Origin of the sequence: Sphingobium sp. YR768 (assembly GCF_900111125.1) — a bacterium.
GTDB lineage: Bacteria > Pseudomonadota > Alphaproteobacteria > Sphingomonadales > Sphingomonadaceae > Sphingobium.
On record NZ_FOGE01000002.1, the window covers coordinates 350,224 to 365,617 of the forward strand.

General features: G+C 63.3%; 14 protein-coding genes. 3 read left to right on the top strand and 11 right to left on the bottom strand.

Going from position 1 to position 15,394, the window contains the following annotated elements:
- Window positions 1-26: 26 nt before the first annotated feature.
- From BMX92_RS04060 to folE, 3 genes are all read right to left on the bottom strand, one after another.
- A complete protein-coding gene (locus tag BMX92_RS04060) occupies window positions 27-806 on the bottom strand; it encodes an enoyl-CoA hydratase-related protein (protein WP_093012238.1) in 780 nt (259 codons plus the stop codon).
- Window positions 807-893: 87 nt separating this feature from the next.
- The gene (locus tag BMX92_RS04065) at window positions 894-1,733 is read right to left on the bottom strand and encodes an SDR family oxidoreductase (RefSeq protein WP_093012241.1); all 840 of its coding nucleotides are present in this window, start codon (window positions 1,731-1,733) and stop codon (window positions 894-896) included.
- Window positions 1,730-2,335 (bottom strand): GTP cyclohydrolase I FolE, encoded by a 606-nt coding sequence (gene folE, locus BMX92_RS04070; protein WP_093012244.1) that lies wholly within the window; start codon window positions 2,333-2,335, stop codon window positions 1,730-1,732. Before folE ends, BMX92_RS04065 begins: the two co-directional genes overlap by 4 nt.
- Window positions 2,336-2,486: 151 nt before the next feature.
- On the opposite strand from folE, the gene BMX92_RS04075 reads away from it, so the two are divergent.
- Window positions 2,487-3,086, top strand: a complete 600-nt coding sequence (locus BMX92_RS04075) for a nucleotidyltransferase family protein (RefSeq protein ID WP_093012247.1) — start codon at window positions 2,487-2,489, stop codon at window positions 3,084-3,086.
- 145 nt (window positions 3,087-3,231) lie between these two features.
- Here the strand turns inward: BMX92_RS04075 and BMX92_RS04080 are convergent, their stop codons facing one another.
- From BMX92_RS04080 to BMX92_RS04090, 3 genes are all read right to left on the bottom strand, one after another.
- Window positions 3,232-4,902 carry an MFS transporter gene (locus tag BMX92_RS04080; protein ID WP_093012250.1) on the bottom strand — a complete coding sequence of 557 codons (1,671 nt, stop codon included), beginning with the start codon at window positions 4,900-4,902 and terminating at the stop codon, window positions 3,232-3,234.
- Between the two features lie 39 nt (window positions 4,903-4,941).
- On the bottom strand, window positions 4,942-5,676 hold the full coding sequence (locus BMX92_RS04085; RefSeq protein WP_093012632.1) for a metallophosphoesterase family protein: 735 nt from the start codon (window positions 5,674-5,676) through the stop codon (window positions 4,942-4,944).
- 215 nt (window positions 5,677-5,891) lie between these two features.
- Window positions 5,892-7,115, bottom strand: coding sequence for a polyhydroxyalkanoate depolymerase (locus BMX92_RS04090; protein ID WP_093012253.1), 1,224 nt, complete (start codon window positions 7,113-7,115; stop codon window positions 5,892-5,894).
- Between the two features lie 126 nt (window positions 7,116-7,241).
- On the opposite strand from BMX92_RS04090, the gene BMX92_RS04095 reads away from it, so the two are divergent.
- Together BMX92_RS04095 and BMX92_RS04100 are read left to right on the top strand one after the other, a co-directional pair.
- A complete protein-coding gene (locus tag BMX92_RS04095; protein ID WP_093012256.1) occupies window positions 7,242-7,898 on the top strand; it encodes a glutathione S-transferase in 657 nt (218 codons plus the stop codon).
- A gap of 41 nt (window positions 7,899-7,939) precedes the next feature.
- A complete protein-coding gene (locus BMX92_RS04100) occupies window positions 7,940-9,601 on the top strand; it encodes a M28 family metallopeptidase (RefSeq protein WP_256213260.1) in 1,662 nt (553 codons plus the stop codon).
- Window positions 9,602-9,684: 83 nt separating this feature from the next.
- On the opposite strand, the gene BMX92_RS04105 is transcribed toward BMX92_RS04100, so the two are convergent.
- The 5 genes from BMX92_RS04105 to BMX92_RS04125 form a co-directional block, all read right to left on the bottom strand.
- Window positions 9,685-11,037, bottom strand: a complete 1,353-nt coding sequence (locus BMX92_RS04105) for a glycoside hydrolase family 27 protein (protein ID WP_093012259.1) — start codon at window positions 11,035-11,037, stop codon at window positions 9,685-9,687.
- A gap of 56 nt (window positions 11,038-11,093) precedes the next feature.
- The gene (locus BMX92_RS04110; protein ID WP_093012262.1) at window positions 11,094-12,599 is read right to left on the bottom strand and encodes a TIGR01777 family oxidoreductase; all 1,506 of its coding nucleotides are present in this window, start codon (window positions 12,597-12,599) and stop codon (window positions 11,094-11,096) included.
- On the bottom strand, window positions 12,596-13,291 hold the full coding sequence (locus BMX92_RS04115; protein ID WP_256213261.1) for a DUF4166 domain-containing protein: 696 nt from the start codon (window positions 13,289-13,291) through the stop codon (window positions 12,596-12,598). The genes BMX92_RS04110 and BMX92_RS04115 overlap by 4 nt, the downstream gene beginning before the upstream one ends.
- Window positions 13,292-13,359: 68 nt before the next feature.
- Window positions 13,360-13,938, bottom strand: a complete 579-nt coding sequence (locus BMX92_RS04120; protein ID WP_093012265.1) for a GbsR/MarR family transcriptional regulator — start codon at window positions 13,936-13,938, stop codon at window positions 13,360-13,362.
- 100 nt (window positions 13,939-14,038) lie between these two features.
- Entirely contained in the window at window positions 14,039-15,172 is a 1,134-nt protein-coding gene (locus BMX92_RS04125) for a lactonase family protein (protein ID WP_177184925.1), read from the bottom strand.
- Window positions 15,173-15,394: the final 222 nt, after the last annotated feature.

The window sequence follows — 15,394 nt, forward strand, 5'->3', positions numbered from 1 at the left end:
GAGATAATCAAAATATTATGAGAGGCTTAGCGCCCCTTCCAGACGCCCGGCCGCTTTTCGACAAAGGCGGTCATGCCTTCCTTCTTGTCTTCCGTCGCGGTCAGTATCTGGAACAGGCGGCGTTCGGTGAGGATGCCCTGCGCCAGCCCCGTCTCGAACGCGACATTGACCAGTTCCTTGTTGATCATGCTGGCCATGGGCGGCATCGCGGCGATACTGGCAGCCGTCTTGATCGCCTCGTCCAGCAATTCCGCCGCCGGCACCACCCGGCTCACCAGCCCGGCCCGCTCGGCTTCGGCGGCATCCATCATCCGGCCGGTCAGGCACATTTCCATCGCCTTGGCCTTGCCCACCGCGCGGGTCAGGCGCTGCGATCCGCCCATGCCCGGCGCCACGCCCAGCTTGATTTCCGGCTGGCCGAACTTTGCCGTGTCACCCGCCAGGATGAAATCGGCCATCATCGCCAGTTCGCAACCGCCGCCCAGCGCGAAGCCCTGCACCGCCGCGATCCACGGCTTGCGGGTCGCGACCACGCCCGTCTGCCATCCCGAAAAGAAATCCTGAAGGAAGAAGTCGGCCGCGTCCTTCTCCACCATTTCCTTGATGTCGGCGCCCGCCGCGAAGGCCTTCTCCCCGCTGCCCGTCAGCACCGCGCAGCGCTGCCCCGGATCGGCGTCATAGGCGGCAAAGGCGGCGCTCAGATCCTTGAGCACCTGACTGTTGAGCGCGTTCAGCGCCTGCGGCCGGTTGAGCGTGATCAGCGTCACCGCGTCGCGCTGTTCGACCAGGATCGTTTCATAGGTCATAGCCATCTCCCTTTATCCGTTGGCAACCGCTCTATGGGCGTCGGCGACGCTGCGCCAGCCCCCATCCAGCGCGTAAAACTGCCGCGCCTATCGGCACAAATGCATGAAATCGCGATCATAGCTTTTCAGATGCGCGCCGCCATCGACATAGAGGGTCTGGCCGGTCATAGCGGTCGCATTGGTCAGATACAGCACAGCCTGCGCAATCTCCTCCGCCTGCGGCAGGCGAGCGAGCGGCATCATCTCGCCCAGCCGCTCCATCTGCGCCGCGTCATAATCGGGCGTCGCAATCGTCAGTCCCGGCGCGACCGCATTGACCCGCACATGTGGCGCCAGACTGGTCGCACTGGTCCGCGTCAGCCCCGCCAGCGCCAGCTTGGACAGGGTATAGGCGAACTGGTCGGCATGGGGGTGGTCGATCCGCTGGTCCAATATGTTGACGATGCATCGGTCCCCGACACCTGCCGGGATCGTGGCGAAGGCCTTGGTCAACATCGTCGGCGCCGCGCAATTGACCGCATAATGGCGCATCAGGTCATCCGCCGTCACCGTTTCCAGCCGGTCCTGCCCGAAAAGGGCGGCGCTGTTCACCAATATGTCGGGCGGACGACCAAAGCGCTCGGCGACCTTCGCAACCAGTTCCTCCGCCCCTTCGGGGTCGGCGAAATCGACGACGAACCCCTCCCACTCGGTCTTTTCCGCCTCCAGCGTCATCGCCAGATGGGAATCGAGCCGCGTGTCATGGCTGCCGTGAATGGCGAGCGAATGCCCCGCCTTCGCCAGCGTCGCGGCGATGATGCCGCCCAGCCGCCGATGCCCGCCCGTGACCAGCGCCAGCCGCTTGGGCGCGAGCGGCGCGCCCACCGGTGCCGCATCGCTCCGCGCCTTGCCCAGCGGCCGATAGGCAGGTTCTGCCTCGTCGCTCATGAAGCGATGAGCTTCAGCACTTCCTCCCGCGACTTTTCATCGTCGCGGAACACGCCCAGCATCCGGCTGGTCTTCATGATGACATTGGGCGTCCGCACGCCGCGCCCGGTCATGCAGCCATGGGTCGCCTCGATCACCACGGCCACGCCCTGGGGCTTCAGATGCTCCTGAATGCAGTTGGCGACTTCCGACGTCAGCCTTTCCTGCACCTGCAACCGGTTGGCGAAGGCATGGAGCACGCGGGCCAGCTTGGAAATGCCGACCACATATTGGCCGGGCAGATAGGCAATATGCGCCTTCCCCACGATCGGCGCCATATGATGTTCGCAATGCGACTGGAACGGAATATCCTTCAGCAGCACGACATCGTCATAGCCGCCCACCTCATGGAAGATGCGCGACAGATGATAGGCCGGATCGTCGCCATAGCCACGGCAATATTCCTTCCACGCCCGCGCGACGCGCTCGGGCGTTTCCAGCAGCCCTTCGCGTTCGGGAGCATCGCCGGACCAGCGGATCAGCGTGCGGATCGCATCCTGGACCTCCGCCGGGACCAGTTCCTTGCTTACGCCGACGCTTTCGGCTTCGAGTTCACATGCCATGAACAGGCGCTCCTTCCATCAATTGGTCCGCATATGGCGTCTCCCCCCAGCGATGGCCAGCCCTTTCGGGGTGACTGGACACAAGATCGCTCCGGTGGCACATCGCTCCCACAGGGATCGCCACAACCATAAGTCACGCCGTAAGATATTCATGCGCACAGAAAAAATCGCTGCCGTCCTATTGGCAGCCGGCACCTCATCCCGGTTCGGTGAGGAAGACAAGTTGATGGCTGACCTGCGGGGAAAGCCGGTGGCGGCGCATACGCTGGAAACCGTCGCCTCCATGGCCTTTGCCGAACTGATCGCCGTGGTGCGGCCGATCGAATTCGCGCCGGTCCTCCATCGCAAACTCGACCGGCGCGGCTATACGATCCTGGTCAATGACCGACCCGAAGACGGCATATCGAGCAGCATCGTCCGCGCAGTCGAACATGTCCTGCCCGATGAAAAGATCCGCGGCATCCTCATCTGCCTGGCCGACATGCCGGATGTGCCGCCCAGTCATTATAACCGCATCTGTCTAGCCGCGGAGGACATACGTTCCGTCGTGGCCAGCACCGACAGTTTCTCCTCCTCGCCCCCCGCCTTCATCGGGCGCAAGCATTTCCCGGAATTGCTGGCGTTAAAGGGGGATCAGGGGGCGCGGGCGCTGCTCAGCCACGGCCTTCAGATCGAAACGACCGGCGCCATCCTGCACGATATCGACACGCCCGAAGACCTGACCGGCCGGAAATCGGTAACGCCCGACTGATAAGCGCCGATAGACATTAAGATGGTGACGGAGCGAAAATGGTAGATTTTCGCGACCCGGAGCGGAGCGCACTAAAAGTACGTGAGCACCGGAAGCGCGGAAATTCGCCATTTGCAGCCCGTCAGGGCTGAATGTCGATTGGCCCTCAACTCGACCGGGTCGGGTCGGTCATTGCATCGCTCATCTCGCGGGCATCGGGCGCGCGACTGATCGGCAGCGATCCGGTCTGCCGTTCCAGCCGCCGATGCACGACCGGCGCGTCGGGCCCGGCATGCAGCGCGGCAATCGCCTCGCTATTGGCGATGTCGGCCACGGTGCGCCGCTGATTATGGCGCACATAATCCAGCCAGGTCGACACATGATATCGCTCGACCCAAAGGTCGGGCTCGCCCAGATCGCGCAGCAATTGCCAGCCATGCGCGCCATCGCGCCGACGGATGCGGCGACGCTCGCTCATCGCCGTCAGGAACGGCACGATCGAACCGGGTGGAATATGATATTCGATGGTGATGACCACCGGCCCGCTGCGCGGCTCGATCGGGATGATCGTATCGGGCTCATGCCAATCGCCGCGCGGGTCCAGATTATCGTCGCCCACCTGCGGCAGCGGCCGCCAGAAACCCAGCATCGCCGCCACAAATTGCGTCGACGCGGCCGCATAGAGGCCGACGACGACGCCATGATGTTCCGATATCCAGCCGAACAGCCAGGCGCCGCCCGCCATCCCGCCAAAGGCGATCATCTGATACAGCGCGACGGCGCGCGCGACGACCCAGCGAGGCGCCGACATCTGCACCGACACGTTGAAGGTCGACAGCGCCAGCACCCAGCCAGCGCCCGCCAGCATATAGCCCAGGATCGCCAGCGCCAGCCAGGGGCTTGCCGCCGTCAGCGCCGTCCCCAGCGCCAAAGTCAGCGCGGCGGACCGCACGATCGTCTCGATCGAAAAACGCGCGCGCAGCGTCCGGCTGGACAGCGCGCCCATCACCGCCCCGATGCCGAACGCACCGCTGGTCACACCAAATGTCAGCGCCCCGCCGCCCAGCAGATCGCGCGCGACCAGCGGCATCAACGCCGACACGGCGGCCGCGCCGATACCGAAGGCGCCTGCGCGCAGCAGCACCAGCTTGATCTTGGGCGAGGCGGCGACATAGCCCACGCCCGCCACCATCGCCACGCCCAGCCGTTCGCGCGGCAGCAGCTTGGGCGGCAGGTCCGGTCGCCAGCGCGCCAGCACGACCAACAGGCCGACATAGCTGAGCGCATTAACCAGGAACGCGGCTGCCGCCCCTGCCGCCGCCACGATCACGCCGCCCAGCGCCGGCCCGACGCTCCGCGCCAGATTGAAGCCCATGGAGTTCATCGCCACCGCGCTGGGCAATATCGTCCGCGGCACCATATCCCCCACCGAAGCCTGCCAGGCCGGCCCGTTAATGGCGGTGGCGCAGCCCAATGCAAAGGTGAAGCCCAACAGCAGCCAGGGCGTGATCAGCCCGGCCCAGGCCGCCGCCGCCAGCAGCGCCGACGTCAGCAGCATCGCCGACTGGCAGAGGATCATCACCTTGCGCCGATCGAGATTATCGGCCACCGCCCCAGCCCATAAAGAGAGCAGCATGATCGGCAGCGTCGTCGCCGCCGGCACCAGCGCAATCAGCACCGGCGAAGCGGACAACGACGTCATCATCCACGCTGCGCCGACTGACTGGATCAGGCCACCGAAGTTGGACGCAAGGCTCGCGGTCCAGATACCGCGAAAAACCGGAATGGAAAAAGGGGACGGAGCCTTTTCGGGCGGAATCTGGGTCACGCTGTCCATGGGGCCGATATAGACGGCCAGACTGGCGGCGCAATGCGCTTAGACGCGCCCCGTTCGCAGGGCGACGGCCCAATCAGGCCGATCGCGCAAATCCGCCGCCTGCGCCGCCGTCTCCCAATCATAGTCGATGGCGATCAATTCCGCCTGCCATTCATCGCCCACCCGTTCGACAATGGCATAGCGCGCATGCGGCGAACCCGTCTCCACCTTGTGCGGCACGGGATGATCGTCGCCATAGGCCGGCAGGCCGACGCTGCCGGGATTGACGATCAGACCACCGCCCGGCCGCTGGTGAATGCGCGGAATATGCGTATGGCCGCACAGGATCAGCGGCGCATCCACGCCCCCTGCCCGCGTCTCGACCTCTTCGGCCTTCGCGGCGCGCACCTGTCCGCCCTCCAGACTTTCCAGCCAGTAACACAGGTCATCGCCCGGCGCGCCATGCACCATCAGCGCGTCCGGCGCGATCCACAGGCTGTCGGGCAGGCTGGCGATCCAGTCGCGATGCCGGGGCTCCAGCACCGACGCGGTGTAGCGATCGGACAGGCCCATCGCCTCCCTGCTCTGAGTCAGCAATTGCCGCTCATGATTGCCCCGGATCGTCGGCAATTCCAATGCCATCAGCCGATCCGCCGTCTCGCAGGGCCAAAGCGGACCCGACAGGATATCCCCCAGATTGACGATCCGGTCGACAGCGCGCGCGGCGATGTCCGCCAGAACGGCATTCAACGCAATAAGATTGCCATGAATATCGGAAAGAACCGCTATGCGCATCGGATCATCCTGCCCGGCGACCAGCGCCATCCTGTCCTACAAAGGGCGATAAAGGGCAATATCCCGAACGGCTCTTTCCCATCGTCCACCCCTAACCATCCACGAAACATGATTTCCAACATGCGTCAGAAAATGTCCCGTTTCGCGGGAAATATGCGAAGTTAAGGCGTCGCTTTACTATTTTGCCGGCACAAACAGCGGCGGATTGCCGCCGGTCAGTTCATCGCCAGGATCATGTTCCGCACCTGCGGATAGACCTGTTTTTCCCATTTGCTGCCGGAAAAGACGCCATAATGGCCGACCCCCGGCTGGAGATGATGGCGCTTGAGATGCGGACGCAGCCCGGTGCACAGGCCATGGGCAGCGGAGGTCTGGCCGACCGCGCAGACATCGTCCTTCTCGCCCTCGACCGTCAGCAGCGCCGTCTTGCGGATCGCGCCCGGATCGACCTTGCGGCCATGCACCGTCAATTCGCCCTTCGACAGCAAAGTGCGCTGGAACACCATATCCACGGTTTCGAGGTAAAATTCCTTGGTCATGTCCAGGACCGCGAAATATTCCTCATAAAAGGTCTTGATCCGATCCGCCTCGACCGTCTTGCCATCGGCCAGCAACTGGTAAAGTTCGCGATGGGTCGCACCATGGCGCTCCATGTTCATCGATACGAAAGCCGACAATTGCAGGAAGCCCGGATAGACTTCGCGCCCGCGCCCGGCATAACGGAACGGCACCACGGAAATCAGATTTTCCTCAAACCATTTGATCGACTTTTCATTGGCCAGATCATTGACCACGGTCGGCGCCGCATTGGGATCGATCGGCCCCCCCATCAGCGTCATCGACTTGGGCGTCGCCTTGTCCTTGTCCTCCGACATCAGCGCCACGGCCGCCAGCGCAGGCACGCAGGGCTGGCATACTGACACCAGATGCGACCCTTCGCCCAGTTCCTGGAGGAAACGGATTACATAGTCGACATAATCGTCGAAACCGAACCGCCCGGCCTCCATCGGCACGTCGCGGGCATTCTTCCAGTCGGTGATATAGACATCATGATCGCGCAGCAGCGTGGCGACAGTGCTACGCAGCAGCGTCGAAAAATGCCCGGACATCGGCGCCACCACCAGCACCTTGGGCTGGTGGGCCTCCACCTCGTCCTTGGCGAAGTGCAGCAGGTCGCCGAATGGCAGGTCGAGCGCGATCTCCTCACGCACCGACACCTCGGCATTGCCGCTAGTGACCGTATGGATGTTATAAGCCGGACGCTTGTGGGTCAGCTTGGCGCCCTCAAACACATCCATCAGCGCGAACATGCGGCGCGGCATCGCCCAGTCGGCCATCGGCCCCATCTTGTCCCGCATGCCCAGTGCCCATTGCGCGCCCAGACGAGCGGGAGCCAGCATGTCGTTCCAAGCCTGATAACCACTGTAAAGCATACGCATGATAACAAAAAAGCCTTGATCTGTGCGCGCGAACCGAATCGGTATTTTGCTGAAACGCTATACAGGCTTTTTGTGTTGCACTGCATCACCATTAATGGGACGTTGGACTAAAGCGGGAGGGTAGGCATGGCTGTCGCGGAACTCACTCTATCCAGTAAGAATTATTCGTCCTGGTCGCTTCGCGGATGGCTTTTGTGCCGCCTTGCGGGGCTGAAGGTGGAAGAAAAACCGGTGGCGTTGGACGATCCGGAGAACCGGGCAGAACTGCTGCTCCTCTCCCCGTCCGTGCTGGTCCCGCGTCTCACCCATGAAGGGGCGAGCGTGTGGGACACGCTGGCGATCGCCGAATATCTGCATGAGCTTTATCCGCAGGCCGCCATGTATCCGGCCGATCGCATCGCCCGCGCCCATTGCCGGTCGGTGTCGGGGGAAATTCATTCGGGCTTCGCCAATCTGCGCTCTGCCCTGCCGATGAATTTGAAGGTGCGCCACGCCCGCTTCCCGATCTTCTCCGGCGCGAAGGCGGATATCGAACGGGTCGAAACCATCTGGCAGGAATGTCTGGACAGCTATGGCGGCCCCTGGCTGTTCGGCGATACGCCAACTGTCGCCGACGCCATGTTCGCCCCGGTGGCCCAGCGCTTCCTGACCTATGCCGTGCCCGTAACGCAAACCTCCGCCGCCTACTGCCAGACGATCAACAACTGGCCGCTGATGCGCGAATGGATCGATGCGGCGCGCGCCGAACCCGAAGAGATGGCCGAGCTCGAAATCGAGTTCTGATCCCTCTTTCCCCTGCGCGGGGCCGGGCGTAAGGCGTTCGGATGACACTCCGTACCCTTGCTCTGGCCCTTGGCCTGACCGCCGCCCTTACGCCCCTCGCGCTTCATGCCCAGACCACCGATCCGCAGCGACTTGAACAGTCGGTCCGCACCATGGCGTCCGACCTGTTCGAAGGACGCGCGCCCGGCACCGTCGGCGAAGAACGCACGATCGGCTATGTCGTCGCCCGCTTCGAGCAACTGGGGCTGGAGCCGGGCGGTCCGGACGGCCAGTGGGTGCAGACCGTGCCGCTGCTCCACACCCGCCTCGGTCAAGCCGAAGGGTTGCAGGTCGCCCAGAACGGCACCGCCACCCCCTGGACCTTCGGACGCCAAGTCTATCTCTCCACCCTCCAGCCCAAGGACAAGGTCGCCGTCGCCAACGCGCCGATGGTCTTCGTCGGCTATGGCGTCTCCGCCCCCGAACGCGGCTGGGACGATTTCAAAGGCGTGGACCTCAAGGGCAAGATCGCCGTCTTCCTGATCAACGACCCGGATTTCGAGGCGGTGAAGGGCGAAGACCCGTTCGGTAAGTTCGGCGGCAAGACCATGACCTATTATGGCCGCTGGACCTACAAGTTCGAGGAAGCAGCCCGCCACGGCGCGATCGGCGCGCTGATCGTCCATGATACGCCGGGTGCCGGCTATGGCTGGAACGTCGTCACCAGCCCGAGCGGCGAAAATTACGACCTCGTCCGCCCCGCCGACAAGCTGACCAGCCTGCAAGTGCAGGGCTGGGTCGAGGGGGCTGCGGCCAAGGCCCTCTTCGCCGGCGCCGGACAAGACCTCGCCGCCCTGCGCAAGCAGGCCCGCTCGGCCAAGTTCAAGCCGGTCGAACTCAAGGGCGCGACCTTCTCCGCCGCCTTCCCGGTGACCCAGGAAGTGGTGAAGAGCGCCAACGTCATCGCCCGCATCCCCGGCGCCAAGCGGCCGGACGAAACGGTCATGTATGGCGCCCATTGGGATGCCTATGGCAAGGGTGCGCCCGACGCACAGGGCCGCATCTATCGTGCCGGCGCCAATGACGACGCACTTGGCATGGCCGGCCTGTTCGAAATCGCCCGTGCCTTCAAGGCCGGCCCCGCCCCCGACCGCTCGATCGTCTTCGCCGCCTGGACGGCGGAAGAACGCGGCCTGCTGGGATCGGAATTTTACGCCCAAAGCCCGGTCTATCCGCTCGACAAGACGGTCGCCAACCTGACCATCGACGTGCTCCAGACCGGCGGCAAGGCAAAGGACGTCATCCTGATCGGCAAGGGCCAGAATGTGCTGGAGGACGATCTGGCGAAGTTCGCCGCCAAGCAAGGCCGCGTCATCACGCAGGAAAGCCTGCCCGAACGCGGCCTCTTCTACCGTGCCGACCATTTCTCCATGGCCAAGCGCGGCGTGCCCGTGCTGCTGATGATGGGCCTTGCCGGCGCATCCGACATGATGGAGGGCGGCCGTGCCGCCGGTCAGGCGTGGATCGATACCTATACCGGCAAATGCTATCATCAGGCCTGCGACGCGGTTGACGACACCTGGAAACTGGACGGCGCCGCGCAGGACGTAGACCTGATGTACGACATCGGCCGCGATCTCGCCTTCTCCACCCGCTGGCCCGAATGGAAGGCCGGATCGGAGTTCAAGGCGATCCGCGACAAGAGCGCAGCGGTCCGGAAGTAACGCAACCAACCAAGCCGTTCCCCAGCGAAGTTGATGGGAGTCACGTGCCTCCCATCAACTTCGCCGGGGAACAGCCTGATATGTCAACCCAATCGATACAGTGCGCTCCCATGCGCCGGCAGCACCACAGACACCCGCTCCGCCTGCTGCCCCAGCGCCTTGCCTTCCCACAAATCCCGGACGGCGACCGGCCCGTCGATCCCCAGATCGCGCAGTTTCACGCCAACCTGCCGCGCCTTGTCGCCGGTGTTGAACAAAGCGACATAGCGCCCCTTTCCATCCTCCGGCACGGCCGACCAGACCCGCACGCCATCTTCCACGAAATGCGGGCAATTGCCCTGGCTCGCCTGATTGACCGCCAGCACCTCCCGATTGGTCAGCAGCGCCAAGGTCGCCGCGTCCAGATGACGCAAATCGCCGCCCATGATGAGCGGCGACCGCGCGATCGCCCACAATGTCATCAGCGTCTTCTGTTCGTCCGGCGTGAAGCGCGTATCCCGCTCGCCAAGCGCCAGTCGCCCCAGCGGCAGCATGTCGGCATCCGGCCATGATCCCGGCCCGCGATAGGGCGTCCAGTTCTCCAGCCGGGTAAACTGCGCCTCCAGCATCGTCCAGTCGTCCCAGAAATCGTCGGAAATGCGCCACATCTGCGCATATTTGCGCACATGATCGCCCCGGATCACCGGCGTTTCACCCGGCGACAGGCTCAGGATGATCGGCCGCCCCGTCGCGACGATCGCCTTGTGCGCCGCCTCGATCTCCGGCGCATGAGCGTCATAGGGGCGGCTCATATCGTCCATCTTGACGAAATCGACGCCCCAGTCGGCATAGAGGCGGAAGATGCTGTCATAATAAGCCTGCGCGCCCGGCCGCGTCATATCGACGCCATACATGTCCGGGTTCCAGGAACAGATGCTCTCCCTGTCGGCGATGTCGGCCGCGCGATATTTCGTGCCCAAAACCGGCAAATTCTGCTCGACCGCCGCGCGCGGAATGCCGCGCATCACATGGATGCCGAATTTCATGCCCAGCGCATGCACCTCTTTCGCCAACTGGGTGAAGCCCTTGCCGCCAGCGCTGGAGGGGAAGCGATTGGGCGCCGGAATCATCCGGCCATAGCCATCCATCGCGGGCTTGGGTTTCGCATTATAGGTATAGCTCGACGCTTCGGGCTCATACCACTGAATGTCCACGGTGAAGATGTCATAGCCAAAGGTCAGCAGCTTATCCGCCATGATCCGGGCGGTTTCTCGCGCCTGCGCCTCGGTTATCGTCGTGGCAAAGCTGTTCCAGCTATTCCACCCCATCGGCGGACGCGGCGCCAGCAGCGCTTTGCCCGCTTCCGTCGATGTTGCCCCTGCGCGCACCGCTCCCGCAGCCGCAAGCCCCGCCACACCGCCTGCGATCATATCGCGGCGGCTGGCCTTCCACGTCATCCTCGTCATTTGTCGGAGTTAATAGGATGCGTGACGGAAGATCAAGTTAATCATGGTCAGACGCTCATTTGCTGGATGGCATGGGGAAGTTGCGGCAGCGCGCCTGACCGACGATCCGCTCCGGCAATAGCTGCAAGCGCGCCGTCGATGCGAGGGTAGCGGAAACGAAATCCGCTGGCCAGGGCAGCTTCGGGCAGCACTTTCTGCCCGCTGAGCAGCAGCTCATACGCAAAGTCGCCAAGCAGCAGACGCAAAGGCCAGGCCGGGATCGGCACAATGGCCGGGCGATGCAGCGCTTTCCCCAGCGCAGCGGTGAAGGCGCGATTGGTGACAGGCTCCGGCGCGGTTCCATTCACCGGCCCGCAGATCGTCGGCATGGCGATGCAATGAACAATCAGCCGGACCAGGTCATCGCGATGAATCCAGCTCATCCAGTGCCAGCCATCACCGAAGCGCCCGCCGACACCATATTCGAACGGCGCCAGCATCCGGGCCAGCATCCCGCCCGCCGCGTCCAGCACCAGCCCGGTGCGCAGATAGACCGTCCTGACACCCAGCGCTTCTATCGGCTGCGCCGCACGTTCCCAGCCAAGGCATACCCGCCGGGAAAAGCAGGCCGTGCCGCCATCCCCTTCGCGCAACACTTCATCGCCCCGCAGCCCATAAATGCCAACGGCCGATCCGCTGATCATCACCGCAGGTCGATGCTCCAGCCGCCGGATCAGCCGAACCAGCCCATGGGTCACGGCAAGGCGCGACCGCAGGATGCGGATGCGCTTGGCGCGGGTCCATGGCCGGTCGGAAATCGGTTCGCCCGCCAGATTGACGATGGCGTCGATCCGCTCCGCCGCTTCGATCTGGTCAAGGGTGGTGATGATCCGGACATACCCGGCTTGCAGCAACGGGATCGCTTTGGCCCGATCGCGGGTCAGGACCAGAACATCATGACCTGCCGTCGCCAACGCCTCCACCAGTCGGCTGCCGACAAAACCGGTGCCGCCAGTCACCAGCACCGCCTTGCGGCCGTTCAAAGCGCCTGCCAGCGACGCGGCGGGTGCGGGAACGATGTGCGGACAGCGCCGCGCCGCCGCCAGATCACGCAGCCCGGACAGGATCACGCCCACAGCAGCAATGGCGCAAAACCAGCTCATCATGCCATAATCAACCAGCGACAGGCCCGTTGGCTCCTTTGCCCAGCCCATCAGAATGGGCAGCAGCAGGGCAAGGATGACGCCATAATTCAGCGTCAACAGCGTATGCACCACCCGCTCCGTCCATGGCAGGTGCCGGGTGCGGTCCTCCTCCACGAAATCCCACAGCGTGATGATCAGTTCGCCGATCATCAGCAGGATCAGCGCGACGGCCCACCCGCCTTGGGGCATCGTCCATCCAAGCGCCGTGAACAGCAGCGCATAGGCCAGATTGCGGACGCCATGCAGCCGCAACTCTATCTGCTGCCCCGGTCGCCAGGCCAGCCTTTCCGTGCCTTCATGATGATAGAAGGTGTCGAACGCCCCCATCCCCATCTGCACCGCGACGATGATCCAAAGCAGGTCGGTCATGCCAATTGCTCCTTTTGTGCGGCGGGCTGATCATGGAAATGACCGACCTGTCGAATGAGTTCGCCCAGCAACGGGTGCCGCAGCTTCAATGTGAAGGCGAAGCCCCCCTCCCCCTGATCTTCATGATCGATGCTGAGCGCGCCGGGGCCGATCCACGCCGGCAACCGAAGGCGCAGCTTGCCCAGCGCCAGGAAATAATGGTCGCTCCGAAAGCGGATGCCGCGCGGACCGGCCTCCAGTTTCAGGGCGATACCAAATCCAGCGCCCAGATATTCCTCCAGTCCTGTCGGCCCGGCGAAGCGCTTGGCGCTGTGGATCACCTGCGGAAAGCCGCGCGCCCGTGCATAGACGCGGGTCCATATCTGCCCGCCGCTGGCGCCGTCCTCCGTTACGGTGACGATCGCCGCGACGCCCAGGTCCCGCCCCAGCGGCAGCGGCGCGCCGATCAACCGGCAAGCCTGCGCCAGCACCCAGCCTAGCGGGTGCATGGTACAGGTCGTGACCTGCCCGGCATAGCTGACCGACCGTCCGGGCAGCAGGCGCTTGGAAAAGCGGGTCCGCACCGTGGCGGGCAACTGGTCCCAGGCCTGCGCCCCCAGCAAAGCGCGAAAGCGCATATCGGGGAGATGCCTGTCCGGGCGATCGGCGGGCATTTCACCCGTCCCTTCGCCCATTATCGCCAAACATGCCATGAACCCTTCCTCCAGTAATTTTTGATATTTCTGTACAAAGAGAAATTAAGGAGCAAAAAATAAGCGGATCAGTCCGGTTCAACCTTGCTATTCCGGCCGCCGACGAACTTCAGCAGGCCCACGACCTTGGACCCCATGCGGATCAGCGTCATGATCTGCGATGGGGGCACATCCAGCATCTGCCGATACCAGCCCTCGACCGTATTCATGAAATCGTGCATGCTGTGCAGTCGCTTACGCACCACCGGACTGATGCGCGGATCGTCCACCCCGGCCATAGCGGCACGGATAGCAGCGACCATCGGATCGATCTCCCGCTCCTTGCGTCCCTGCGCCACCTTGTTCGCCATCTGCCACAGGTCTGTTTCGGCGACATAATGATCGCGCCGGTCCCCCAGCATCGGCGCCTTCCACGCCAGCTTCCAGATCAGCAATTCCTTCAAACTGTTGGACACGTTGGACCGCGCCATATCCAGTTTGTCGGCAATATCTTCCGCCGTCAGCGGCCGGTCGGACAGGAAGAGCAGCGCATGGATCTGCGCGACCGAGCGATTGACGCCCCACTGCCCACCCATGTCGCCCCAACGGAGAACGAACTCCTCGACGGCCTGGGGCAGCTTGCTCGACTCGTTAGATATTTCTGTCATGACAGAAATATCTAACGATACCGTAGCTGTGTCAAGGCCGATCCCGTTGACAATTATGCTCTGCCTGCCGACTTCTATAAAAGCCTGAAAAGCGGCTCATTCATCGCGTGAAACTGATAGTGACCGGCTTTGGTGAGGTCGCGGCATGCCCGGTATCGCGCAACCGGCCCGATGCACGATCCACCGCAAAGGTCGATAGCCGATCCGATTTCTCATTGGCGACCAACAGCCATCGTCCACTCGGATCAAGGCTGAAACTCCAGGGTGTATCCCCGCCCGAACCGATCCGCTGAACGAGCGACAGATGCCCGGTTGTCGGATTGACCGCATAAACCAGCAGGCTGTTTTCGCCACGATTGCCGGCATAGACGAAGCGACCATCGCGGCTGACCAGGATCTCCGAAGCGCTGGACTGCGGGGTATCCGGCTTTTCGCTGGTCGATTGCGATTGCAGCAGGCTGAAACGCCCGGCCGCCGCATCCCAGCCAAGCGTCTGGATATCCGCCGTCAACTCGGTGACCAGATAGAGAAAGCGGCCATTGGGATGAAAGGCGAAATGGCGCGGACCGCTGCCGGGCGCAGCGACATAGTCCCGCGCCCGCCCAGCCGCGTCCGCATCCAGCGTCCGTTTCTTGCCGTCGAAGGGATAGACGAACAGCCGGTCCGCCCCCAGATCGGCAACCACGACATAATGCCCCGACGGATCGACCTGCGCGCTGTGCGCATGGGGCTTGGCCTGTCGACGGTGCGGGCCTGATCCGCTAGCGGCGACAACCGACACCGCCTTGCCCAAATTCCCGTCGCGCAGGATGGGAATAGTGGCCACCGATCCACCGCCATAGTTGGACGCGACCAGGGTCATCGATCGCGAATCGAGCGCCAGATGGGTCGTCCCGCCGCCGCCTGCATCCGCCTCGCCGATCTTGGTCAGCGCCCCGCTCTTCGGATCGATCCGAAAGGCATAGACGCTGCCATTTTTGGTACCGTCATTCCCATCCTCATTGGCGACATACAGGATGGACAGGCGCGGATGCTTCACACTCCATGTTGGACGCGGCACCGATGCGACCGGCCCGATCATCGTCAGGCTGCCCGTCCTGCTATCAAACCGCCCTGCCCGCACTTCCGTCCCGTGCATCCCGACATAGACCAATTCGCTCGACCCGGCCTGAACCGGCACCGCTGCCATTGTCGTGACCAGAGCCATGATCATGCCGATGATACCGACCTTCATCCATCCTCTCCCTGCGCACGCATTGTCGTTAGCCATAAGGCCCCTGTCGTAACGATCTTTCCTCTGTCCTATCATTGGGATGTGCGCGCCTGCGATTGAAAGCGGCGTTAAAAGATCAGCAACAATGCATAGCAACGCATATTGACGTCCCCCTGCTTCAAGCCCCATTCATACGGCATGCCGTAAAGGCACATCTCCGGCAAAGACCGGAAACAATGCTGT